This is a genomic window from Streptomyces sp. B21-083 (assembly GCF_036898825.1).
Lineage (GTDB): Bacteria > Actinomycetota > Actinomycetes > Streptomycetales > Streptomycetaceae > Streptomyces.
Genome location: NZ_JARUND010000002.1, coordinates 991,591 through 1,013,365 on the forward strand (window position 1 = coordinate 991,591; position 21,775 = coordinate 1,013,365).

At 70.6% G+C, this 21,775-nt stretch carries 21 protein-coding genes; 11 read left to right on the forward strand and 10 right to left on the reverse strand.

Translation table 11 applies throughout. The features are described 5' to 3' along the window. Positions 1-57 precede the first annotated feature (57 nt). From QA861_RS28545 to QA861_RS28575, 7 genes are all read right to left on the reverse strand, one after another. On the reverse strand, positions 58-1,713 hold the full coding sequence (locus QA861_RS28545; RefSeq protein ID WP_334591491.1) for a thiolase C-terminal domain-containing protein: 1,656 nt from the start codon (positions 1,711-1,713) through the stop codon (positions 58-60). Then, the gene (locus QA861_RS28550) at positions 1,710-3,077 is read right to left on the reverse strand and encodes a cytochrome P450 (protein ID WP_334591492.1); all 1,368 of its coding nucleotides are present in this window, start codon (positions 3,075-3,077) and stop codon (positions 1,710-1,712) included. The genes QA861_RS28545 and QA861_RS28550 overlap by 4 nt, the downstream gene beginning before the upstream one ends. A gap of 38 nt (positions 3,078-3,115) precedes the next feature. Continuing rightward, positions 3,116-3,307, reverse strand: coding sequence for a ferredoxin (locus tag QA861_RS28555; protein ID WP_334591494.1), 192 nt, complete (start codon positions 3,305-3,307; stop codon positions 3,116-3,118). Between the two features lie 19 nt (positions 3,308-3,326). Continuing rightward, a complete protein-coding gene (locus QA861_RS28560; protein ID WP_334591496.1) occupies positions 3,327-4,709 on the reverse strand; it encodes an ABC transporter substrate-binding protein in 1,383 nt (460 codons plus the stop codon). 134 nt (positions 4,710-4,843) lie between these two features. Beyond that, positions 4,844-6,049, reverse strand: a complete 1,206-nt coding sequence (locus QA861_RS28565; protein ID WP_334591498.1) for a CaiB/BaiF CoA transferase family protein — start codon at positions 6,047-6,049, stop codon at positions 4,844-4,846. Beyond that, a complete protein-coding gene (locus QA861_RS28570) occupies positions 6,046-7,512 on the reverse strand; it encodes an aldehyde dehydrogenase family protein (protein WP_334591500.1) in 1,467 nt (488 codons plus the stop codon). Before QA861_RS28570 ends, QA861_RS28565 begins: the two co-directional genes overlap by 4 nt. Further along, positions 7,509-8,237: an SDR family oxidoreductase gene (locus tag QA861_RS28575; RefSeq protein ID WP_334591503.1), complete on the reverse strand. Its 729-nt coding sequence runs from the start codon at positions 8,235-8,237 to the stop codon at positions 7,509-7,511. Before QA861_RS28575 ends, QA861_RS28570 begins: the two co-directional genes overlap by 4 nt. Positions 8,238-8,418: 181 nt before the next feature. On the opposite strand from QA861_RS28575, the gene QA861_RS28580 reads away from it, so the two are divergent. From QA861_RS28580 to QA861_RS28595, 4 genes are read left to right on the forward strand one after another with little or no spacing between them, the layout of a single operon-like run. Then, complete coding sequence (locus tag QA861_RS28580) at positions 8,419-9,225, forward strand: TauD/TfdA dioxygenase family protein (RefSeq protein ID WP_334591505.1); 807 nt, start codon at positions 8,419-8,421, stop codon at positions 9,223-9,225. Further along, positions 9,222-9,941 (forward strand): SDR family NAD(P)-dependent oxidoreductase, encoded by a 720-nt coding sequence (locus QA861_RS28585; protein ID WP_334591507.1) that lies wholly within the window; start codon positions 9,222-9,224, stop codon positions 9,939-9,941. Before QA861_RS28580 ends, QA861_RS28585 begins: the two co-directional genes overlap by 4 nt. Continuing rightward, positions 9,938-10,555, forward strand: a complete 618-nt coding sequence (locus tag QA861_RS28590; protein WP_334591509.1) for a carboxymuconolactone decarboxylase family protein — start codon at positions 9,938-9,940, stop codon at positions 10,553-10,555. The genes QA861_RS28585 and QA861_RS28590 overlap by 4 nt, the downstream gene beginning before the upstream one ends. A 13-nt stretch (positions 10,556-10,568) precedes the next feature. Then, the gene (locus QA861_RS28595) at positions 10,569-11,624 is read left to right on the forward strand and encodes an NAD(P)H-dependent amine dehydrogenase family protein (protein WP_334591511.1); all 1,056 of its coding nucleotides are present in this window, start codon (positions 10,569-10,571) and stop codon (positions 11,622-11,624) included. 28 nt (positions 11,625-11,652) lie between these two features. Here the strand turns inward: QA861_RS28595 and QA861_RS28600 are convergent, their stop codons facing one another. From QA861_RS28600 to QA861_RS28610, 3 genes are all read right to left on the reverse strand, one after another. Continuing rightward, on the reverse strand, positions 11,653-12,444 hold the full coding sequence (locus QA861_RS28600; RefSeq protein WP_334591513.1) for an enoyl-CoA hydratase: 792 nt from the start codon (positions 12,442-12,444) through the stop codon (positions 11,653-11,655). 100 nt (positions 12,445-12,544) lie between these two features. Beyond that, entirely contained in the window at positions 12,545-13,702 is a 1,158-nt protein-coding gene (locus QA861_RS28605) for an acyl-CoA dehydrogenase family protein (protein ID WP_334591515.1), read from the reverse strand. A 25-nt stretch (positions 13,703-13,727) separates the two neighbouring features. After that, complete coding sequence (locus tag QA861_RS28610; RefSeq protein WP_334591517.1) at positions 13,728-14,600, reverse strand: acyl-CoA dehydrogenase family protein; 873 nt, start codon at positions 14,598-14,600, stop codon at positions 13,728-13,730. A 169-nt stretch (positions 14,601-14,769) separates the two neighbouring features. Between QA861_RS28610 and QA861_RS28615 the strand changes: the two genes are divergently transcribed. From QA861_RS28615 to QA861_RS28645, 7 genes are all read left to right on the forward strand, one after another. Continuing rightward, positions 14,770-15,621 (forward strand): TetR/AcrR family transcriptional regulator, encoded by an 852-nt coding sequence (locus QA861_RS28615; RefSeq protein WP_334591518.1) that lies wholly within the window; start codon positions 14,770-14,772, stop codon positions 15,619-15,621. Positions 15,622-15,784: 163 nt separating this feature from the next. Next, the gene (locus tag QA861_RS28620) at positions 15,785-16,951 is read left to right on the forward strand and encodes an acyl-CoA dehydrogenase family protein (protein ID WP_334591519.1); all 1,167 of its coding nucleotides are present in this window, start codon (positions 15,785-15,787) and stop codon (positions 16,949-16,951) included. Between the two features lie 41 nt (positions 16,952-16,992). Beyond that, positions 16,993-17,760 (forward strand): SDR family NAD(P)-dependent oxidoreductase, encoded by a 768-nt coding sequence (locus QA861_RS28625; protein ID WP_334591520.1) that lies wholly within the window; start codon positions 16,993-16,995, stop codon positions 17,758-17,760. An 84-nt stretch (positions 17,761-17,844) separates the two neighbouring features. Then, on the forward strand, positions 17,845-18,615 hold the full coding sequence (locus tag QA861_RS28630) for a FadR/GntR family transcriptional regulator (RefSeq protein WP_334591521.1): 771 nt from the start codon (positions 17,845-17,847) through the stop codon (positions 18,613-18,615). Between the two features lie 139 nt (positions 18,616-18,754). Next, positions 18,755-19,558 carry an enoyl-CoA hydratase/isomerase family protein gene (locus QA861_RS28635; RefSeq protein ID WP_334591523.1) on the forward strand — a complete coding sequence of 268 codons (804 nt, stop codon included), beginning with the start codon at positions 18,755-18,757 and terminating at the stop codon, positions 19,556-19,558. Between the two features lie 2 nt (positions 19,559-19,560). After that, entirely contained in the window at positions 19,561-20,568 is a 1,008-nt protein-coding gene (locus tag QA861_RS28640) for an acyl-CoA dehydrogenase family protein (RefSeq protein WP_334591524.1), read from the forward strand. Then, a complete protein-coding gene (locus QA861_RS28645; protein ID WP_334591525.1) occupies positions 20,565-21,761 on the forward strand; it encodes an acyl-CoA dehydrogenase family protein in 1,197 nt (398 codons plus the stop codon). The genes QA861_RS28640 and QA861_RS28645 overlap by 4 nt, the downstream gene beginning before the upstream one ends. The last annotated feature ends 14 nt before the right edge of the window (positions 21,762-21,775 follow it).

The window sequence follows — 21,775 nt, forward strand, 5'->3', positions numbered from 1 at the left end:
CCACGGTCCTGGGGGTCATTCGTCCGTCCGGGAGGTCACGTCCTGGCCATCGAGCAGTCATACGTCCGTCCTGAGCAGGAGTACTCCGCTGGGGGTGAGGCCTCCGCTGGAGACGACCGCGGTGCGGGCGCCCGCCACCTGACGGGCGTCGGCCTCGCCGCGCAGCTGGAGTACGGCCTCGTGCAGCAGGCCCATGCCGTGGGTCCGGCCGTGGGAGAGCTGGCCGCCGTGCGGGTTGAGCGGCAGCACCCCGTCGGGGGCGATGTTCTTGCCGCCGTCCAGGAAGTCGCGGGCCTCGCCGATACCGCAGAAGCCGAGCGCCTCGATCCAGGACAGGCAGTTGAAGGTGAAGCCGTCGTACAGCAGCGCCACGTCCACGTCGGCGGGGCGCAGATCGGTACGGGTCCACAGGTGGGCGGCCTGGCCGAGCACCTGGGGTTCGTGAGTGAGGGTGGACTGGTCCCACTCGGGGCGCTCGACGATCTGCGTACCGACGGCCTCGACGCGTACGGGCGCCCTGCGGAGGTCGGGCGCGCACTCGGCGGCGGAGACGACGACGGCCACCGAGGCGTCGCAGGGGACGTCACAGTCGTACAGGCCGAAGGGCGTCGCGATGGGGCGAGCCGAGAGGTAGTCGTCCATCGTGAGCGAGTCACGGTAGACGGCGTCCGGGTGGCGGGCCGCGTTCGCCCGCTGGTTGAGGGCGATCCGGCCGAGGGTCTCGCGGGTCGTGCCGTAACGGTGCATGTGCCGCTGGGCGTTCATCGCGAGCATCATCGCGGGCGAGACGGCGCCGAAGGGCTTGAACCAGCCGTCCTGGCCCGGCTGCCCCGGCGAGCGGATCCTGCCCTGCCGGACGAGTTGGCCGTACGTCGCCTCCCACACCGTACGGAAGCACAGCACGTGCCGGGCCAGTCCGCCCGCGACCGCGAGCATCGCGGCGATCACCGAACCGCCGGGGCCGAAGGTCTCCCCCGCCCCGTTGTGCCACACCGGGCGGATACCGAGCGCGGACTCCAGGGCGCTCACCCCGCCCTCGGCGAAGCCGCCGTAGGCTCCGCCGCCGGGGTAGCTGGACAGGCCGTCGATGTCGTCGAAGGTGAGCCCGGCGTCGGCGACAGCCTTCTCGCAGGCCTCTACGGTGAGTTCGAGGGGCGGCGCCATGAGGCGGCGGCCCATGCGCGAGGCGCCGGCGCCGCTGATCACCGAGCGGTCCTCGAACCTGGGCCCCGCCGGTCTGGTGCGCAGATGCCCGCCGACCGGAGTGTCCACGGGCAGGGGCGCGGCCGGTGGCTGTTCGGCGCACGGCCGGAACAACGGCAGCCAGGCCTCACCGGCCTGCTCGAAAACCACCTCCATGCGCATGCCGATCCGCAGATCCTCCGGTGCGCAGTCGACGACGTTGGTCGTCAGCCGCACCCTCGGGTCCTCCTCGATCGCCACCTGGGCGACGACGAACGGGGTGGGGAGACCGGGGAAGGGGAAGCGGTGGTTGACGGTGAAGCCGATCAGGTTGGCGAAGCCCGAGACCTCGCCGACCTGAATGTCGTGCGCCCGGCAGTACCGGCATACCGGCTGCGGCGGGTGGATCAGTGCCCGGCAGGCGGTGCACGCCTGGAACCGGAGCCGTCCGTCCCGGCCGGAGGTCCAGAAGAACTCGGTCTCCTGGCGGAACTCCGGCTGTGGACGGACGGCTTCGTCGGGGCCGCTCAACGAATCTTCGCCTCCGCTTTGCGGACCGTGACCGGCTCGGCAAGTCCCTGTTCGTCGCAGGCCTGTTGCAGGGTCTCCAGGGTTTCCGCCAGTCCTGGCCCGAGGCGGGGGCCGGGGGTGAACGTGGCGGGGAGATGGCGCATGCCCTGGATGACGCCGATCGTCTCGTAGTGGACCGTGCCCTCGGGGTCGCACACGAAGTCCGGCATACGGTCGAGGACCTGGATCAGCATCCGCTTGAAGACCGTACGGGCGACGTTGGAACCGATGCAGCGGTGCAGGCCGAGACCGAAGGCGGTGTGCCGGTTTCCGCCGCGGGCGAGATCGACGTCGTCGGGGTCGGTGAAGACCTGCGGGTCACGGTTGGCCATCGCCCAGGACAGCCAGACCCGGTCACCCTCCTTGAACTCGGTTCCGGCGATCGCGCAGTCCTCGGCGACGGTACGTCCGTCGCCCGGCGCCGGGGTGAAGTAGCGCAGGAACTCCTCGGTGGCCGTGTCCAGCAGGGCGTCGCGTTCCCCGCTCAGCCGGGCACGCTCCCCGGGGTGCTGGGACAGCCACTCCAGGGAGTGCGCGGTCAGCGCGGTGGTGGTGTCGAAGCCGCCGCCGATGAGCAGGGCGAGCGCGCCGACCAGGTCCGGCTCGGGTGGGGCAGCGCCGTCGATCTCCATGCGTGCGAGGGCGTCGGCGAGTCCCGGGCGGCGGTGGGCGCGGACCTCCTGCAGTGTCGTGGCGATGTCCGACATCATCGCCATGTGGCCCTCCACCACACGGGCCATCTCCGGCGAGGTGGGCGGGGTGTAGACGCCGGCGTGGGCGGGCTCGTTGTACAGCTCCCACTTCTTCAGCGGGATGCCCATCATGGCGAGGGTGAAGACGGCCGGGACGATGTTGGCGAGGTCGTCGACGAAGTCGATCCGGCCCGACTCGATGTGTTCGTCGATGCAGGCGCGGGCGACGTCGTCGATGAACGGGATCCACCGCTGGACAGCTGCCGGGGACAGGTAGGGGTTGAGGGCGGTGCGGTAGGCGCGCTGCTCGGGCGGGTCCATCTCCAGGAAGCCGCCGCGGAAGCCTCTGCCGCGGGGCGGGGCCGGGATACTGATGCCCTGGTAGCCGCGGCGCTCGCCGTGCACGTCGTGATCGTTGGACAGGGTCGCGCCCGCGCGGGCGAAGGCGAGCAGCTCGCGGTTGCCCGCGGCCACGAAGTGCCCACCATAGGTGTCGGTCCAGGCGAGCGGACAGCCGGAGTGAAACTCCCGGGTCTGCTCCTCGAACCGGTCACGGTACTCGGGGGCGTGCCGGTCGAAGTGGACACGAGGCTGCTTACGGGCTTCGTCGCCACTGGTGTCCGGTGCGGTCATGGTGTGCGGTGCCTCCTCTCGGTCCGCCCTGGGACGGCTCAGAACACGCCGATCGCGCGTTCGGGACAGGAGCGGACGGCCTCGACCACCGCGTTCTCCTGGTCTGTGGGAACGTCCTCGGCGACCGGCCAGGAGTGGCCGTCGATCTCGCTCAGTTCGAAGACTTTCGGGGCGTGCATGGCGCACAGGGTGTGACCCTGACAGCGCTCGGGATCGACGCGTACCTTCACGTGTCTCGCCTCCTCCGGTTCATTTCAGGTCGGACAGGGACTTGCCGACGCTCGCCAGGGTGGCCGGCGCGCCGTAGTTGCCCTTGTACTTGTAGGTGGGAGCGTCACAGCGGTAGGCGCCCTGGTCCGGCTTGAAGTCGGCCGCCTGCCAGCCCTTGCTGGTCGCCTCGACGATGGAGTAGCACTTGGGCGGCGTCTTCGAGGTGAGGTCGAAGGGGGCCTGCAGTCCGCCCGCGGCCCAGTCGGTGTTCTTCATGGCGTTGTCGTACACGCATTTACGGGTGAGGTTCGCGCAGTCGTGTGCGGACGTGGCGAACAACAGCCAGGCGGAGAAGGCGCGCAGGACGGGGTAGGTGACCTGCTTGCCGGGGGCGTACTTCTTGAACAGGTCGATCACCTGCTGGACGGCCGGGTTGTCGGCGGCGCTCTCCAGCGGGGCGGTGGCGAACAGTTCGGCGTAGTTGTGCTGCTTGGCCAGTGCGGGACCGGCCAGTGACAGGAACGCGGGACCGTAGGCGTTGCTGTTGGCGTCGATCCAGTCGGGGGTGTAGCCGATGTTCGTGAGCGCCTGCTCCAGTTTGGCGAGGCTCGGGAAGTCGCCCAGGAACACAAGCCCCTTGACGCCCTCCTTCTTGATCGACTGGGCGTAGGGGGTCCAGTCGGAGACGCCGGCCGTCGGGTACAGGTCGCTGTAGGAGGCCTTGCCGCCGAGACCTGCGACGGCCTCCTTGAACTGGGCGGCCAGGGCCTTGGTGACGGGAGAGTCACCCGCGATGATGCCGACCTTCTGCGCCGAGTCAGGGTACTTGTCCTTCAGCAGCCAGGAGTAGTAGCCGGCGTACTGGAAGTACCCGGCGGTGGGGCCGGAGGCGAGCGCCTGGAGGTCGGAGCCGATCGCGCCGATCTGGCTCGACTGGGCGGGGAAGTTGGGCAGCAGGCACTTCAGCCGGTCCTGTACGCCGAGACTGTCCAGCGCGGCGCCGCCACCTACGAGTGCGAAGTCCGCCTTGCAGGCCTCCAGCACCCGCTGGCGGGCCTCCATCAGCTTCGTGTCGCGGGTGACGGGGGCGAGGTCGCGGCCGTTGATGCCACCCGCGTCGTTGCACCAGGACGTGAACACCTTGGCGGCGTCCACGAAATCGGAGTTCTTGGTGAAGCCGATGTCGGAGAGGACGCCGACCTGGATCTTGTCGGCTGTGACGCCCTGGACGGACGAGGGCTTGGCGGTGCCGGGACCACAGACGCCCTTCAGAGTGCCGAAGCCGGATCTCGCGCCGCCGCCCTGGGCGGTGGAACTCGTCTTCCCCGGGTTGCCGGTGCTCGGAGCGTCGCCGGAACGGGTGGAACACCCGGTCAGCAGGATCGCGGTCGCGGTGACCGCGCCGATCAGGAGTCTTCGCATGGTGCCTCCTCGTGGAGCTCGGACTTCGTCGTCCGAGGGAGGTGAGGGAGTGCGGGGCGGCGTGGGGGAGGGTGTGGCGCGGGGTGGTGTGGGTCTGTGACCGCCGGACGCCTGCGGGGCCGGCGACGGCATGGTCAGGTGATCGCGCCGCTCGCCTTGAGGGCGAGGATGCGGTCCCAGTCGTAGCCGAGTTCGCCGAGGATCTCCTCGGTCTGGGCGGCGAACTCGGGGGCGGAGCCGAGGCGGGTGTCCTCGACGTCGAACTGGACGGGGCTGGAGACGAGTTCGAGGTCGCCGGCGCGTCCGATGTAGCCGTTGGCACGGACCTGGTGGTCGGCGGCGGCCTGCAGGGTGTCCTGGACGGGTGCCCAGGGGCCGTCGAGTGCGGCGAGGTCCGCCGACCACTCGGTCAGGGTGCGGCTCGCGATGACCTCTCGGAGGATCTTCACGGCGTCCGCGGTGTGTTCGGCGATGGTTTCGGCGGTGGCGAACCGCGGGTCGTCGGCGAGTTCGGGCCGGCCGATGCAACGGCACACGTTCGGCCAGAACTTCGCCGGCTGGAGCATGACGAAGGCGATGTAGCGGCCGTCGGATGTGCGGTAGAGCCCCGAGAGCGGGTTGGCGGGTGAGCCGTGCGCGCTGGGCGTCACACCCTCCCAGGCCCGGTCGAGATGCAGAGAGAGGGCGATGGAGTGGCCCAGTGCCCACAGACCGCTGCCGAGCAGGGAGACGTCCACGACGGAGGTCTCGCCGGTGCGTTCGCGGCGCAGCAGGGCGGCGGCGATGCCACCGGCGAGGTTGGTGCCGGAGACGGTGTCGCCGTAGGCGGGGCCGGGCGGGCTGATCATGCCTTCGGTGCCGGGCGGGGTGATGCTCGCGGCCGTGCCGGCCCGCGACCAGAAGGCGGTCATGTCGTAACCGCCCTTGCCTGACTCGGGGCCGCGCGGGCCCATGGCGCTGCCGCGGGCGTAGACGATGCGCGGGTTGACGGCCCGGATGTCGTCGACGTCGATGCCAAGGCGGGCGCGGGAGGCGGGCATGAAGCTGGTGAGGAAGACGTCGGCGCCCTTCACCAGTTCGTGGAGCACCTCAAGGCCGTCGGGACGGGACATGTCCAGGCCGAGGGAGCGCTTGCCACGGTTGGCGTGGGCGACGTTGGGGTTGGGGTCGCCCTCGACGCGGAACGAGCCGGTCTGGCGCAGTCCGCGCTGGGGGTCGCCGGTGACGGCGTGTTCGACCTTGATCACATCGGCGCCCCAGTCGGCGAGCACCGCTCCGGCCGAGGGTACGAAGCCGTACATGGCGGCCTCGATGACGCGGATTCCTTCAAGTGGCTTCACACCGCCTCCTCGGGTTGTACGACGCGGCCGAACGCCTTCTCTTCCAGGAACTCCTCGAACCCTGAGCGTCCGCTCTCGCGGCCGATGCCGGACTGCTTGTAGCCGCCGAACGGCACGTCGGCGGAGAAGTAGTTGCCGCCGTTGATCGAGAAGGTGCCGGTGCGGATGCGCCGGGCGATACGGATCGCGCGTTCGTCGTCCGCGCTGTGCACGGCGCCCGACAGGCCGAACGCGGAGGCGTTGGCGATACGGACGGCGTCGTCCTCGTCGTCGTAGGGGATGACCGCGAGGACGGGTCCGAAGACCTCCTCCTGGGCGATCTCGCTGTCGGGGTCGACGTCGGCGAGGAGGGTGGGCTCGTAGAACCAGCCGGGGTCGATGCGGCTGCCGCCGCGGACCAGGGTGGCCCCGGCCTCGACGGCGCGCTGCACCATGGCGTCGACCTTGTCGCGCTGCTGTTCGCTGATCAGCGGGCCCATGGCGGTCTTTGGGTCGGTCGGGTCGCCGACCCGGACGCGTTCCATGCCGGCGGCGACGAGCTGCACGATCCGGTCGTGCTGGTCGCGCGGGACGAGAAGGCGGGAGGTGAGGGCGCAGCCCTGGCCCGAGTGGGAGCAGATGGTGAAGGCGGCGAACATGGCGGCCTTCGTGAAGTCCGCGTCGTCCAGGACGATCATGGCGGACTTGCCGCCCAGTTCGAGGAAGACCCGCTTCACGGTGTCGGCCGCCGCGGCCATGATGCGCCGTCCCGTGGTGGTGGCGCCGGTGAAGGTGACCAGGTCGACGTCGGGGTGGGTGGTGAGGATCTCGCCGACGTCGGCGCGTGAGGAGCTGAGGACGTTGATGACACCGGCGGGTATGTCGGTGTGCTCCGCGATGAGTTCGCCGAGCGCGAGGGTCGTCAGGGGGGTCTGCGGGGCGGCCTTGAGGACGACCGTGCAGCCGGCCGCGAGCGCCGGGGCGATCTTGGCGAGGGCGAGCTGGTTGGGGAAGTTGTACGGCAGGATGGCGGCGACGACGCCCGCGGCTTCCTTCTCCACCCAGCGGTGGTGGAGCTGTCCGCGCGACTCCTTCTCGCCGAGGTCCTCGGTGAATGAGTAGCTCTCCAGCAGGTCCGCGTAATACGTCACGAGGCCGATCGGTTCGTCGAGCTGGGGGCCGTGGGTGAGCTGGCGGGGTGCGCCCGCCTCGGCGATGGTCAGCTCGCGCAGCTCCTCGCGGTGTTCGTCGAGGGCGGTGTGCAGTTGGCGCAGGCAGCGCAGCCGCAGGTCCCGGTCGGTGGCCCAGCCGGACGTGTCGAAGGCACGGCGGGCGGCGGAGATCGCGGCCTCGGCGTCGGCCTTGGTGGCATCGGGAGCACGTCCGAGCAGTTCGCCGGTGGCCGGGTTGTGCGACGGGAAGGTGCTGTCGGCGGAGACCAGCTTGCCGTCGATCAGCTGGGACTTGACGACGGGGCCGCTCACAGCCGCACCACCGATCCGCCGTCGACGGCGATGATCTGGCCGGTGACCCAGGACGCCTCGTCGGAGAGGAGGAACAGCAGGGCTCCCGCCTGGTCGGCGGGTGTGCCCATGCGTTTGAGGGCGAAGGACTGCACCATGGCCGCGCGGTACTCCTCCGGGATGATGCTACGGGCCGCCTCGGTGTCCGTCGGACCGGGCGCGATCGCGTTGACGCGGATCCCGCGGGGGCCGAGTTCGGCGGCGAGGGAGACGGTGAGGTGGTTCAGGCCGGCCTTGGCGAGCCCGTAGAAGCCGGTGGCCTGCCAGGCGGCGGTGGACGACTGGTTGACGACGGCCGCCCCCTCCTTCAGGTGTGGCAGCACGGCTCGGGTGACGTGCAGCGCGCCGAGCAGGTTCACTTTCAGGAACCGGTCGAGGTAGTCGTAGTCGACGGTGACGATGCCCTCGCGGCGCATGCCGTGGAAGATGGCCGCGTTGTTGACCAGGTGGTCGATCCGCCCGAACTCGCTCATCACGGTGTCGGCGAGCACCTGTGCGGAGGCGGGGTCGGCGACGTCGACCTTCACGAACAGGGCGTCGATGTCCTTGGCGACCCGCTGCCCCTGCTCCTCGTTCAGTTCGGCGACCACCACCCGCGCGCCCTCGGCGGCCAGAGCCCTGGCATACCCCTCTCCGATGCCCTGGCCGGCTCCGGTGACGATCGTCACCTTGTCCTTGAACCGCATCCCTGCCTCCTCGTTCGTATGGTCCGGAAACTACATTCTCCATTTGCGCGAATCAAGCATTCGAACACGAGAAGCCTATACTCAGCCAAGGCGACCCCGCTTCAAGGACTTCGGACCGACAGGGGCTTCCCGCCCCTCCCGTGATGAGAATAGGATTCTCATATACGGAAGGTGTGTTTCCATGATCGATTCAGTAGCCCTGAGTCCCGCGTTCGGCGTGGAGTTCACCGGGGTCACCGATGCGCTCGACGACTCGTTCGTCCACCGCTGCGTGGAGGCCCTGAAGTGGCGGGGCGTCCTGCTGGTGCGCGGACTGCACCTCGACGACGAGCAGCAGCTGGCCTTCAGCCGCCGGATGGGCGAGGTGGTGGCCCTGGGCGGCCAGGAGATCTTCCCGATCTCCATCAACCCGGAGAAGAGCAAAACCGCCAAGTACCTGCGGGGTGCCTTCTACTGGCACCTCGACGGCACCAGCGACGACATACCGGTCAAGGCCACCACCCTGACCGCTCGCCAGATCGCCATGACCGGCGGCGGCACCGACTTCGCCAGCACGTACGCGGCGTACGAGAGCCTGCCGGAGAAGGAACGCGAACGCTACGAGGGGCTGCGGGTGGTGCACAGCTTCGAGGCCACCCAGCGGCTGGTCACCCCCGATCCCACCGACGAGGAACTGGCCGCCTGGCGCACCCAGCCCACCCACGAGGTGTCCTTGGTGTGGGCGCGCCGCGACGGCCGCCGTTCGCTGGTCACCGGCGCCACCGCCGACCACGTCGTCGGCATGGACCCGGCCGACAGCCGGGCGCTGCTGGACGAACTGCTGGAGTGCGCCACCCAGGAACGCTTCCGTTACACCCACGACTGGCGGATCGGCGACCTGGTGGTGTGGGACAACACCGGTGTCCTGCACCGGGCGCTGCCCTACGATGAGAACTCCGAACGACTGCTGCACCGCACGACCGTCGTCGGTGACGAGGCGTTCGCATGAGCGCCCCGGCGAAGCGGACGGCCGTCGTGACCGGCGGCGCCTCCGGAATCGGGCGGGCGATCGTCCGCCGGCTGACCGCCGACGGCCTGAACGTCGCCGTACTCGACCTCTCCCCCGCCGAGGAAGGGTTCGGGCTGACCGCGGACGTCGCGGACCGCGCGCAGGTCGACAAGGCGATGGACGCGGTACGCGAGCGCTTCGGCCCCGTGCACGTCCTGGTCAACGCGGCCGGAAAGGACGGCTTCACCCGGTTCGCCGACCTGTCCGTCACAGACTGGCAGCGCGTGGTCGACATCAACCTCAACGGCGTCTTCCACTGTGTGCAGTCGGCCCTGCCGGACATGGTCAAGGCCCGCTGGGGACGCATCGTCAACATCTCCTCCTCCAGCACCCACTCCGGCCAGCCCTACATGGCCCACTACGTCGCCGCCAAGTCCGCGGTGAACGGGCTGACCAAATCACTCGCGCTGGAACTCGGTCCCAAGGGCATCACGGTGAACGCCGTCCCGCCCGGCTTCATCGACACCCCCATGCTCCGCACCGCCGAGACCAACCAGCAGCTCGGCGGCACCATCGAGGACCACATCGCCCGCACCCCGGTGCGCCGTGTCGGCCGCCCCGAGGACATCGCGGCGACCTGCTCCTTCCTGATCGGAGAGGAGGCCGGCTACATCACGGGGCAGATCATCGGCGTGAACGGAGGCCGCAACACTTGACGAGGCTGGCACCGGTCCCGTACGAGGAGTGGGACACCGAAGCTCTGCGTCCGCTGACGGGCGGGCGCACCGTCCCGCCGTCCAACGCCCTCGGCCTCCTCCTGCACCACCCGCGGCTGGCCAAGGCGTTCCTGACCTTCAGCACCCAGTTGCTCTACCGCAGCAGCCTGCCCGACAAAATGCGCGAGCTGACGATCCTCAGGGTCGCCTGGCGGCACCGGTGCCGGTACGAGTGGACGCATCACGTGGTGATGGCGCGGGCGGCCGGCATCACCGAGGAGGAGCTGCAGGAGGTGCGCCTTGGCACGGCCACCCTGGTCAACCGGGCCGTGGACGAACTCGAGACCACCTCCACCCTCTCGGACGAGGTCTACGCGGACCTGGCCAAGGAGCTGGACGAACGGCAGTTGATGGACTTCGTGTTCACCGTCGGCTCGTACGGACTGCAGGCCATGGCGTACAACACCTTCGGCGTCGACCCGGATCCCGGCATGGACGACGCGGGAATGTCCGACGCGGGGGTCCTCAACCACGGCGTCCCCACCACGGGCGTCGACAACACGGGCGTCGACGACCGGCCGGGCAACGGCGGGCCCGGTGGGCCCGCGACATGAGGAGGAAGTGACCATGGACCGTCCCGCACAGCAGGGCAAGCCGCTTCGCGTCGTTCAGTGGGCCACCGGAACCATCGGCACCCGCTCGCTGAGCGCCGTTCTCGACCATCCGCACCTCGAGCTGGCGGGCGTCCACGTCCACTCCCCGCAGAAGGCCGGACGGGACGCCGGCGAGCTGTGCGGGATGGACCCCACGGGCATCACCACCACCCACCGTCTCGACGACGTCCTCGGCCTCGGCGCCGACTGTGTGCTGTACATGCCGCGCGCGACCGACCTCGACGAGCTGTGCGCCCTACTGGCCTCCGGGGCGAACGTCGTGACCACGGCCGGCGGACTCCATCATCCAGCCGGCCTTGATCCAGCCGTCCGCAGCAGGGTCGAGGGCGCCTGTGCGCGGGGCGGCACCTCCCTCCACGACACCGGCAGCAGCCCGGGGTTCATCACCGAGGCCGTGCCCCTCCTGCTGGCCTCCGTACAGCGGCGGCTCGAGGCGCTCACCGTCCACGAGTACGCCGACCTGTCCCAGCGGAACTCGCCGGGGCTGCTGTTCGACGTGATGGGCTTCGGCCGGGCGCCGGGCGCCGTGTTCGACGAGCACCGGCTCGCCCATGTCCACGGCTCTTTCGGACCGTCCCTGCGGCTGGTCGCCGACGCCCTGGGCCTGCCCCTCGACTCGGTGGAGGCGCAGGGGCGATTCGCCACCGCCGCGCAGACGACCGAGATCGCCGCCGGCGTCCTGGATGCCGGGACGGTGGCGGCGCAGCGGGTGACCCTGTCCGGTCGGCGCGAGGGCCGTACGCTGCTGGAGTTCAACGCGACCTGGTACTGCACCACGGATCTCGAGCCGGCCTGGGACCTGCGTCCCACCGGCTGGCGTCTCACGGTCGACGGCGACGCGCCCCTTGACGTCGACATGCGTTTCCCGGTATCGCTCGAACAGCTGGGCGCCGTGGCCCCCGGTTACACCGCCCACCGGGCCGTCAACGCCGTCCCCGCCGTCTGCGCCGCAGCGCCCGGCATCCGCACCACCGTGGACCTGCCCCTTTTCACCGCCACCCTCGCCTGAGTCGCGAGGGCGGCGGCCCGTCCGCCATTCAGCTCTGCCGCAGGCGCTGCTTCATCTCGTCAAGGTTGGTCAGGATCGGGAACCCGTTGACGCTCAGCGCGTTGCCGTGCCCGGTCTGGTGGATGTCGAAGACGGACTGGAGGGCAGCGTAGAAGCCCTGCACGTCGAGGGTCTGGTTGACCGCCCGCTTGGCCTGGCGCAGACCGAACGGGGGCATCGTCGCGATCCGGCTCGCCAACTCGCCCACTGCCGTGCCGAGTTCGTCCAGCGGGACCACCTTGTTCACCATGCCGACCTGCTCGGCCTCGCGGGCGGTCAGCGGGCGTCCGGTGAAGAGGATCTCCTTGGCCTTGCGCGGGCCCAGCTCCCAGGTGTGCCCGTGGTACTCGACCCCGCCGATACCCATGTGCACCACCGGGTCGGAGAACTCGGCGTTCTCCGCGGCCACGATCAGGTCGCACGGCCAGCACAGCATCAGACCGGCCGCGATGCACTTGCCCTGGACGGCCGCGATGGTCGGCTTGGGGATGTTGCGCCACTTCAGGGAGTACTCCAGATAGCGGCGGGTCTCGGCGTCGTAGATCCACTCCAGGGTGATCTCGTCCGGGCTGGGCCAGCGGTCCTTGAGGTCGTGCCCGGCGGAGAAGTGCCGGCCGTTCGCCTTGAGGACGACCACCCGTACGTCCTCGTCCCGCGCGGCCCGGGTCCAGGCCCCGTCGAGTTCGTCGAGGAGCGCCATGGTCTGGGCGTTGGCGACCTCCGGACGGTTCAGCGTGATCGTGGCGATGCCGTCCTGGGCTTCGTACAGGATCTGGTCCATGGCGGATGTCCTCTGTCGCGGGCGGGTGTTGCCTGGTGCTGCGGTACCGCTGCCGCGGCGGCCCGTGTTCGCCGCGTGGACGAACACGGTCCGCCGCGGCCTAGCGCGGCAGGCCGAGGATGCGCTCGGCGATGATGTTGCGCTGGATCTCGCTGGTGCCGCCGGCGATGGTGCCGGCGAAGCTGCGCGCGTACCGCTCGAACCAGCTGGAGATGAAGTGCTCGTGGTGCATGTGGCGGTACGGGCCCGTGCGCACCGGATGCGAGAGGCCCTCGGCGCCGTGCGCCTCCAGCGCGTGCAGAGAGGCGGACTGGACTGCCTCCGAGCCGAGCAGTTTGAGTACGGAGATCTCCGCCGGGTCGCGGTCCTCGCCGAGTTGGCGGTAGCCGAGCAGCCGCAGGGCCGTCAGGTCCATGCGGAGGGTGGCGTACCAGTCCTGGTCCGCCCCGGTGTCGCGCGAGTCGCGCAGCAGGTCCTCGAGCCGTTCGGCGTACGACAGCCACAGCAGCGTGCGCTCGTGACCGAGGGAGCCGTTCGCCACCCGCCAGCCCTCGTTCAGCGGGCCGACGAGGTTCTCGCGCGGCACGCGCACGCCGGTGAGGAACACCTCGTTGAAGTCGAGGTCGTCCTCGGCGGCGATCGAACCGAACGGGCGGCGTTCCACGCCCTCGGTGTCCGTGGGGATCAGCAGGGCACTGATGCCCCGGTGCCTGGGCGCGTCCGGGTCGGTGCGGACGAAGGTGAGCAGGACGTCGGCGTCATGGGCGCCCGAGGTCCAGATCTTCTGGCCGTCGACCACGAACCCGTCGGGCGCGGGCACCGCCCTGGTACGCAGGGAGGCGAGGTCGGAACCGGCCTCGGGTTCGCTCATGCCGAGCGCGGCGGTGATCTCGGCACGCAGGATCGGCACGGCCCAGCGGCGCTTCTGCTCCTCGGTCCCGAAGGTGATCAGCGAAGCGGCAATGATGCCGAGGCCCTGCGGGTTGAAGCTGTGGTAGATCCGGCGGCGGGCCAGCTCCTCCAGGTGCGCGAGCTGCTGGGGCAGGGTGGCGCCGCGACCGCCGAACTCGGGCGGCTGGCCCGGCAGCAGCCAGCCCGCGTCGAACAGGGTGCGCTGCCAGCGGCGCGCCCACTCGGGGACATGCGCACTGGACCCCGCGCGTTCGCGCGCCTCGGCCTCGGCGGGCAGGTGGGCGTCGAGGAAGTCGGAGAACTCCGCACGGAACTCCTCCACTTCCGGATCGTCGGTGAGCTTCATGACAGCGCCCGTTCGATGGGGAGTTTCACGGGACCAGCAGTGCCTTCCTGTGGACGGCCGCGCTGCCGAGGAGCAGGTCGCAGGCCTGGGCGCGTTTGAGGTAATACTGCAGTTCGTTCTCCCAGGTGAATCCCATGGCGCCGAACAGCTGCAGTCCGTGCCGGAAGACGAGGCGCTGGCACTCCCCCGCCGCCGCCTTCGCCATGTGGGCGGCGTCGGCGCGGCGCGGGTCGTCCTCCGCGATCGTCAGGGCGCAGAAGTGGGTGAGAGCGCGGGCGCGTTCGATCGCCACGTGCATGTCGGCCGCCTTGTGCTTGACGGCCTGGAACGAGCCGAGCGGGCGGCCGAACTGCTCCCGCTGCTTCACATGGTCCAGGACGAGGTCGAGGATGCGCCGGCAGGCGCCCACGCAGGTGGCGGCGAGCCCGAGGAGGGCGAGGTCGGGCACTTCGGCGACAAGGTCACCGGCACCGTCGGCGTGGCCGGCGTCGACGTGCGCGAGGTGCAGATGCGGGTCGAGCGCGGGGACCCGTTCGGCGGCGAGCCGCGCCCCGGGGACGACGACGACACCGCCGGTGGTGAGCACGGCGACCTCGTCGGCCCGGTCCGCGTCCAGGACGTAGCGCCCGGCGCCGTCGAAGACCGCGGTGCCACTGCCCGTGGGGAGGCGGCCGGTGAGCGGCGCGAACCAGGTGGCGGTGGCCAGGAACGGCGTCGGGTCGGCGGCGTAGCCCAGTTCCTCGAGGATGAGGGCGAGTTCCAGCGGGGGCGCCTCCAGCCAGCCGAGCCGGAGATAGGTGTCCCACTGCTGCGCCTCGGGCCGGCCACGCACCTTGGCGATCGCCTCGCGCACCGTTCGCCGCAGCAGCCGCTGCTCCTCGTCGAGCTCGAACTCCACGCCCGGCCTCCTCTAGACGTACCGGTGGGTGCACATCGGGCGCGGGTCGCCCGAGCTGGGTGAGAATAACATTCTCGGTATGAGGAAGTAAGGGTCCCGCTTACGGGGGAGGCCGGTTCGGTAGGAGGAAGGCCTCCTCGTTCCGCAAATGTGGAGTAACGTTCTGCTTATGAGTGCCGTCCCCACAGAACCGGTCGAGACCCCCGAGCCCGCCTGGCGGCAGCGCGCCGTCGAGCGTTCCACCCGGGCGGCGAAGCTGCGCGCCGAGCAACGCGTGCAGCGCTTCCTGGACGCCGCCCACGAGTTGATCGCCGACAAGGGCACCACTGACTTCACGGTGCAGGAGGTGGTGGAGCGCTCCCGGCAGTCGCTGCGCAGCTTCTACCAGCACTTCGACGGAAAGCACGAGCTGTTGCTCGCGCTGTTCGAGGACGCGCTGTCGAAGTCGGCCACCGAGATCCGGGAGAGCGCAGCAACGGGACGGGACCCGCTGGCGCGACTGAAGATCGCCGTCGAGCTGCTGTACGACTCCTGCAAGCCCCGCACCGGCCGCCAGTCCCCGCTCTTCACCGACTTCGCCATCCAGTTGCTGGTCAGCCACCCGGACCAGGTGGCCAGCGCCCATCTCCCACTGCTCAGCTACTTCGTCGAGCTGGTGGAGGAGGCCGCCACGGGCGGGCAGGTCACGGTCTCCAAGCCGCGTCGTACCGCCTCCCTGATCATGCAGACGGCCATGTTCACGGCCCAGGCCCCCACGGCCCCGGTCGGAGCCCACCCGTCACCGATCAGCGTCGAGGAGGTGTGGGAGTTCTGCCTGGGCGGGATCACGGGCGGAGCGGCAAGCACCCCCGCACCGACGGACAGCCCGGAGCCTGCCGCGGCATCCACGGCGAAGAAGACCGGCGCGGCTAAGAAGACCTCCACGAAGAAGACCACCCCGGTCACCGACACCGCCAAGAAGGCCGCGTCTGCGACCAAGCCCCCCACGGGCGGCGCGAGTTCGCGCCGTTCGGCAACCTGACCTGCAGCACCTCCGAGAGGGCCTCCGCGGTTTCGTCCCGCGGGGGCCCTCTCGCGTGTTCCCTCCCACGCGGGCGACCTTCGTTCGGACTCTTGACCGCGACTTTGGTCTGACCTTTGATATGGTTTACAGATCATCGGCTGCCGACAGAGGGGTCCCCGCTGTGGACTTCGAGCTGACTGAGGACCAGGAGACGATCCGCAAGGCCGTGGCCGGCCTTCTGCGCGACTTCGACGACCGGTACTGGATGGAGAAGGACCGGGACCACGCATTCCCCAAGGAGTTCTACGCCACCGTCGCGGACGGCGGCTGGCTCGGGATCACCATCCCGGAGGAGTACGGCGGCCACGGACTCGGCATCACGGAGGCGTCACTGCTGCTGGAGGAGGTCGCCCGCTCGGGCGGCGGCATGAACGCCGCCAGCGCGATCCACCTGTCGATCTTCGGCATGCATCCGGTGGTGGTGCACGGTTCCGACGAGCTGAAGAGGCGCAACCTGCCCCGCGTCGCGCGCGGCGACCTGCATGTGTGCTTCGGGGTGACGGAGCCCGGCGCCGGACTGGACACGACGAGCATCACCACGTACGCCCGCAGGGACGGCGACCACTACGTCGTCAGCGGGCGCAAGGTGTGGATCTCCAAAGCCCTGGAGTCGGAGAAGATCCTGCTGCTGACGCGCACGTCGAGGCTCGACGAGGTCGACAGGCGCACGGACGGCATGACGCTGTTCCTGACCGATCTCGACCGCGACCGGGTGGACATCCGCCCGATCCCGAAGATGGGCCGTAACGCCGTCACGTCGAACGAACTGTTCATCGACGAGCTGCGGGTCCCCGTCGAGGACCGGGTCGGCGAGGAGGGGCAGGGGTTCCGCTACCTCCTCGACGGCCTGAACCCGGAGCGGATGCTGATCGCCGCCGAGGCGCTCGGCATCGGCCGGGTGGCCCTGGACCGGGCCGTACGGTACGGCTGCGAGCGGGAGGTGTTCGGCCGCCCGATCGGCATGAACCAGGGCATCCAGTTCCCGCTGGCCGACGCGCTCGCCCACCTCGACGCCGCAGAGCTCGTGCTGCGCAAGGCGACCTGGCTCTACGACCGGGGCCGACCGTGTGGGCGGGAGGCCAACACCGCCAAGTACCTGTGCGCGGACGCCGGCTTCGCGGCCGCGGACCGGGCACTGCAGACGCACGGCGGCATGGGCTACTCCGAGGAGTATCCCGTGGCCCGCCTCTTCCGCGAGGCCCGCCTGATGCGGATCGCGCCGGTCAGCCAGGAGATGGTCCTGAACTACCTGGGCTCACACACGCTCGGCCTGCCCAGAAGCTACTGAGAAGCCCGCACGACGGGCGCTCGCGACGACGAAGGAGCAGCATGACCGACCGTACGGGACTCTTCGACCTCACAGGCCGCTCGGCGCTGGTGACCGGCGCCGCCGGCGGTATCGGTTCGGCGGTGGCCGGGGCACTCGCCCGGGCCGGCGCCGCGGTGCTCGTCACCGACGCCGACGAGGCGGCGGCGACCGCCGTCGCCGACAAGCTCACGGCCGCCGGCCTCACGGCCCGGGGCGCCGCCCTCGACGTACGGGACCGGTCGGCGGCCGACGCCGCCGCATCCCGGGCCGCCGCCCTGACCGACGGCACCCTGCACATCCTCGTCAACAACGCCGGCGTCACGGCGCCGGCCATGTTCGAGAACCTCGAGGAGGAGTCCTTCCGGCGTGTCGTCGACATCCATGTCGTGGGCGCCTTCCACTGCACCCGGGCGGCGCTCGCGTACCTGCCGACGGACGGGACCGGACGCATCATCAACGTCACGTCGTCGGCCGGCCTGACCGGCACCCTCGGCCAGGTGAACTACTCGGTGGCCAAGGCCGGCATCATCGGGTTCACCAAGTCCCTCGCCCGCGAACTGGCCAGGAAGCAGATCCTCGTCAACGCCCTGGCGCCGCTCGCCGCGACGCCGATGACGGAGACGATACGCAACGACCCGAAGTTCTCGGACCGGATGCTCGCGCGCATTCCCCTGGGCCGGTGGGCCGATCCGGACGAGGTGGCGGGGGCGTTCGTGTTCCTCGCCTCCGACGCGGCCTCCTTCGTCACCGGTCAGGTGCTGCCGGTGGACGGCGGGCTGGTCATCTGACGGGCCAGGCATCTGACAGAGGACACCCACGATGTGTTGAATGGTTCAGCCAAAGCGGTCGACGTACGACGAGAGGCCTGAACCGTGCCCACCCCCCAGCCCCTCTCCCCGCGCACCCCGCGCTTCGACACGCTCTCCGTCCCCAAGGCCTCGGACGTGCTGGCGGCCGAGGTACGCGAACGCATCCTGGCCGGGGACCTGCCGGAGGGCACACCGCTGCCCCCGGAGCGTCAGCTGGTCGAGCAGACGGGGCTGAGCCGGGCGACCGTACGGGAGGCGCTGCGCATCCTGGAGGTCGAGCGGCTGGTCGCGATCCGGCCGGGGCGCGGGGGCGGGGCCTTCGTGCACCGGCCGGGCCGGGAATCCCTGGCGAACACCGTGCAGTTGGTCATCAGAGGTCAGCAGATCCGGTTGGAGGCGCTGCACGAGACCCGTGAGGCGATCGAGCCGGCGTGCGCCGCGTTCGCCGCCGCCCGGCGCAGCGAGCAGGACCTGGCCGACCTGGACCGCGCCCATGCCGAGCTGGTCGGGGCCGGTGACGACATCCGGCGTTTCCTGCTGGCCAACGTCGGCTGGCACAACGCCGTGGCGAAGGCGGGCGGCAACGAGCTGCTCATCGGGTTCCTGAGCGCGCTGTCGGAGTCGATCTACGCCGCCACCAACCTGGAGCGGTTCATGGACGCCGGTATCCGCGAGGTCACCGCCCGCGCGCACGCGAAGGTCACCGAGGCCATCAGGGCGAAGGACGCGGCGGCGGCCCGGCGGCGGATGAGCCGCCATGTGTGCGGGTTCGCGCGGGCCGCCTCGGAGGTGGACCGCCGGGAGCAGGTGGGACTGACGGAGTCCGAGGGCTGAGCAGTCCGAGAGCTGACGGAGTCCGAGGGCTGACCGCGCCCTTCTCGGGAAACATCTCGGGCAACGCCCGATAATCACATTCTCAATTTCGCGCAACACCATTGACACATTCGGCCTGACCTTTAATACCATCAGGGCCATGACCGACGTGAGCCCCGTCCTGACCGTGACCGCCGACGGAGCTGTCCGCATCGTCACGCTGAACCGGCCCGACCGCCTCAACGGTGTCTCCGCGGAGCTGCACCGCCGGCTGTCCCAGGTGTGGCGCGAGCTCGCGGAGGACACTGAAGCGCGGGCCGTCGTCCTCACAGGCGCGGGCCGGGCGTTCAGCGCGGGCGGCGACTTCGACCACCTGCTCCGCCACCACCACGACGCGGAACTGCGCGAACGCTCGATCCGGCTCGACCGGACGATCCAGACGGACATGATCCGCTTCCCACTGCCGGTCATCGCCGCCGTCAACGGCCCTGCGGTGGGCCTCGGTTGCTCTCTGGCCGTAGGCTGCGACCTCGTCCTCATGGCCGAGGACGCCTATCTCGCGGACCCGCACATCTCGGTCGGCCTGGTGGCGGGCGACGGCGGGGTGACCCTCTGGCCGCTGCTGACGAGCCTCCTGCGGGTGAAGGAGTACCTGTTCACCGGGGACCGCATCCCGGCCGCCACCGCAGTCGAACTAGGCCTGGCCAACCGCGTCGTCCCCGGACCCGACCTGATGCGCGAGGCCCTGGCCCTGGCCCACCGGCTCGCGGGCCAGCCCCCGGAGGCGCTGCGGGCGACGAAGGCAGCGCTCGCCGCGGTGGTCGAACAGGTCTCGCGCGGCGGTATGGAGGCGGCACTGCTGGCCGAGCGCTCCACCATGACCAGCCCCGACCACATCCGCATCGTCAACGACCTCGCCTCCCGCGCGAGCCGTCGCCCCACCACCACGGCCGAGGAGGACTGAGCGTGGAACGCGAGGAGTTCACACTGGTCCGCGACATGCTGCGGTCGTTCGCGACCCGCTTCCGCGCGGACTCGCCCGACGACGTCGAGCCAAGCACGCGCGCCACCGCACAGCGGGCACTCGACGAACTCGGCCTGACGGACCTCCGCCGCACCTCGCCGCCTGCCGCCACCGTGCAGGAGTGCGCCCTACTCGCCGAGGAGCACGGCCGGCAGCCACTGACCACGTCCCTGCTCGGCACCGTACTGCTCGCTCCCGAACTGCTGCGGCTCCTCGCCGCCGACGAGCGGCCCGAATCCCCCCACGGCGCCCGGCCCACCATCGCCCTGGCCCGTGATCTGCGCTTTCCCGGCTCCGCCGCGGCGACGAACTGCGTCGCCTGGGACTGCGAGGGAGCCGACGGTGCGCTGTACGTCGACGCCGAGGGAGGCGTGACGCACGTCGAGCCAGGGCCACCCGCACCGACCGCGGACCTGCTGCGCGGCGTACGGCGGGCCTCCGCCGCAGGTCGGCCCGTCGGCCGGCTAACCCCACAGGCGCATCAGCGCTGGCAGGCGTACGCCCTGGTCGTCGTGGCGAGCGAACTCGTGGGCGCGGCCCGCTCGTTCGTCGAGCAGAGCGTCGCCTACGCCCGCGAGCGTCATCAGTACGGACGGCCGATCGGCTCCTTCCAGGCCGTGCAGCACCTGCTCGCCGACGCCTCCGCCCTCGCGGAGGCCTGCACCAGCGCCACCCGCTACGCCGCCTGGTCCCTGGACAACGAACCGCCCGACCGTGCGCTGACCGCGGCCCGCGTGGCCAAGGCGGAGGTCAACGCCTCGGCCGTGGAGGCGGTGTACGCCGGAATGCAGGTGTTCGGCGGGATCGCCCAGACCTGGGAGCACGTGGCCCACCTGTACCTGCGCCGGATCCTCGTCGGAGCCACACTGCTGGCGACCACCGCCGACCTGCTGCCCGCCCTGGCGGCACCGGAGGCGGACCCCACGATTGCCCGGGAGGCGACACGATGACCGGCACGACGGACGTGCCCCTGGACTTCGGTGACCCGGCCGACCTGGAACGCCTGCGCCAGGACTTCCGCACCTGGCTGGCCGACCATCCGCTGCCCGAACGGGGCGCGGACGAGCCGCTTCCCCTCTTCCTGCACCGCTGGCACCGCCAACTGCACTCCGGCGGCTGGGTCGGCCTCGACGTACCGCAGGAGTACGGAGGCCGGGGCCTGACGGCGCTGCACCAGGTGGCCGTCAGCGACGAACTCGGGGCGCGCGGCGCGCCCGGCGTCCCCCGCATCGGCTATCTCGCCCACGCCCTGCTGCGGTTCGGCTCGGAGGAGCAGCGCCGCCGCCTGCTGCCGCGCATGCTGCGCGGCGACGACGTGTGGTGCCAGGGCTTCAGCGAGCCCGGCGCCGGCTCGGACCTCGTCGGCATGAGCACCGGCGCCGAGCGGCGGCCCGAGGGCCACTACGTCGTCAATGGCCAGAAGCTGTGGACGAGTTACGCCCAGTACTCACGTCTGTGCCTGCTCCTGGCCCGCACCGGTCTCCCCCCGGCCCCCGGTTCCGCGGACGGCGCGGGGACTCCCGCCGCTTCCCCGCACACCTCGATCTCGGCGTTCGTACTGCCGCTGGACCGGCCCGGCGTGACCGTACGGCCGCTGCGCGCCGCGAACGGCGACGACGAGTTCTGCGAGCTGTTCCTCGACGACGTACGCCTGGAGGAGTCCGAGCGGATCGGCTCCGAGGGCGACGGCTGGCCGCTGGCGATGACGACGGTGGCGTACGAGCGCAACGCCCTGGACACCGGTCACCTGTCGAAGTACGGGCTGCTGGTCGAACGGCTGCGGCGCGCCGCGGACGAACGACGCGGCACGCTCGCGGACGGGCTGCTGTCGGACATCGGCCGGTGTGCCGTCGACTACCAGGTCCTCGTCGCCCACGCCCGGCGCCGGACCGCCGAGCGGCTCGCCGGACAGGGCGCGGGCCCGGAGTCGTCCGTGGACAAGCTGCTGATGACCCGTGCCGAGCAGCGGTTGTACGAGACCGCGCTGAAGGTGTTCCCCGAGGAACTGTACGGGGAGGGCGCGGACGTCCTGAGCGACTACTTCTACTCGCGGGCCGCGTCCGTGTACGGCGGCACGTCCCAGATCCAGCGGAACATCATCGCCAAACGGCTGTTGAGCCTGCCCGCCGACCGCCGTGCCTGATCGGAGCCCCTCTC

Excerpts from the sequence above, each read along its gene's own strand:
- QA861_RS28550 (WP_334591492.1), bottom strand. The coding sequence starts at position 3,077 with ATGACCGCACCGGACACCAGTGGCGACGAAGCCCGTAAGCAGCCTCGT.
- QA861_RS28560 (WP_334591496.1), bottom strand. The coding sequence starts at position 4,709 with ATGCGAAGACTCCTGATCGGCGCGGTCACCGCGACCGCGATCCTGCTG.
- QA861_RS28575 (WP_334591503.1), bottom strand. The coding sequence starts at position 8,237 with ATGCGGTTCAAGGACAAGGTGACGATCGTCACCGGAGCCGGCCAGGGC.
- QA861_RS28580 (WP_334591505.1), top strand. The coding sequence starts at position 8,419 with ATGATCGATTCAGTAGCCCTGAGTCCCGCGTTCGGCGTGGAGTTCACC.
- QA861_RS28585 (WP_334591507.1), top strand. The coding sequence starts at position 9,222 with ATGAGCGCCCCGGCGAAGCGGACGGCCGTCGTGACCGGCGGCGCCTCC.
- QA861_RS28595 (WP_334591511.1), top strand. The coding sequence starts at position 10,569 with ATGGACCGTCCCGCACAGCAGGGCAAGCCGCTTCGCGTCGTTCAGTGG.
- QA861_RS28600 (WP_334591513.1), bottom strand. The coding sequence starts at position 12,444 with ATGGACCAGATCCTGTACGAAGCCCAGGACGGCATCGCCACGATCACG.
- QA861_RS28605 (WP_334591515.1), bottom strand. The coding sequence starts at position 13,702 with ATGAAGCTCACCGACGATCCGGAAGTGGAGGAGTTCCGTGCGGAGTTC.
- QA861_RS28615 (WP_334591518.1), top strand. The coding sequence starts at position 14,770 with ATGAGTGCCGTCCCCACAGAACCGGTCGAGACCCCCGAGCCCGCCTGG.
- QA861_RS28625 (WP_334591520.1), top strand. The coding sequence starts at position 16,993 with ATGACCGACCGTACGGGACTCTTCGACCTCACAGGCCGCTCGGCGCTG.
- QA861_RS28635 (WP_334591523.1), top strand. The coding sequence starts at position 18,755 with ATGACCGACGTGAGCCCCGTCCTGACCGTGACCGCCGACGGAGCTGTC.
- QA861_RS28645 (WP_334591525.1), top strand. The coding sequence starts at position 20,565 with ATGACCGGCACGACGGACGTGCCCCTGGACTTCGGTGACCCGGCCGAC.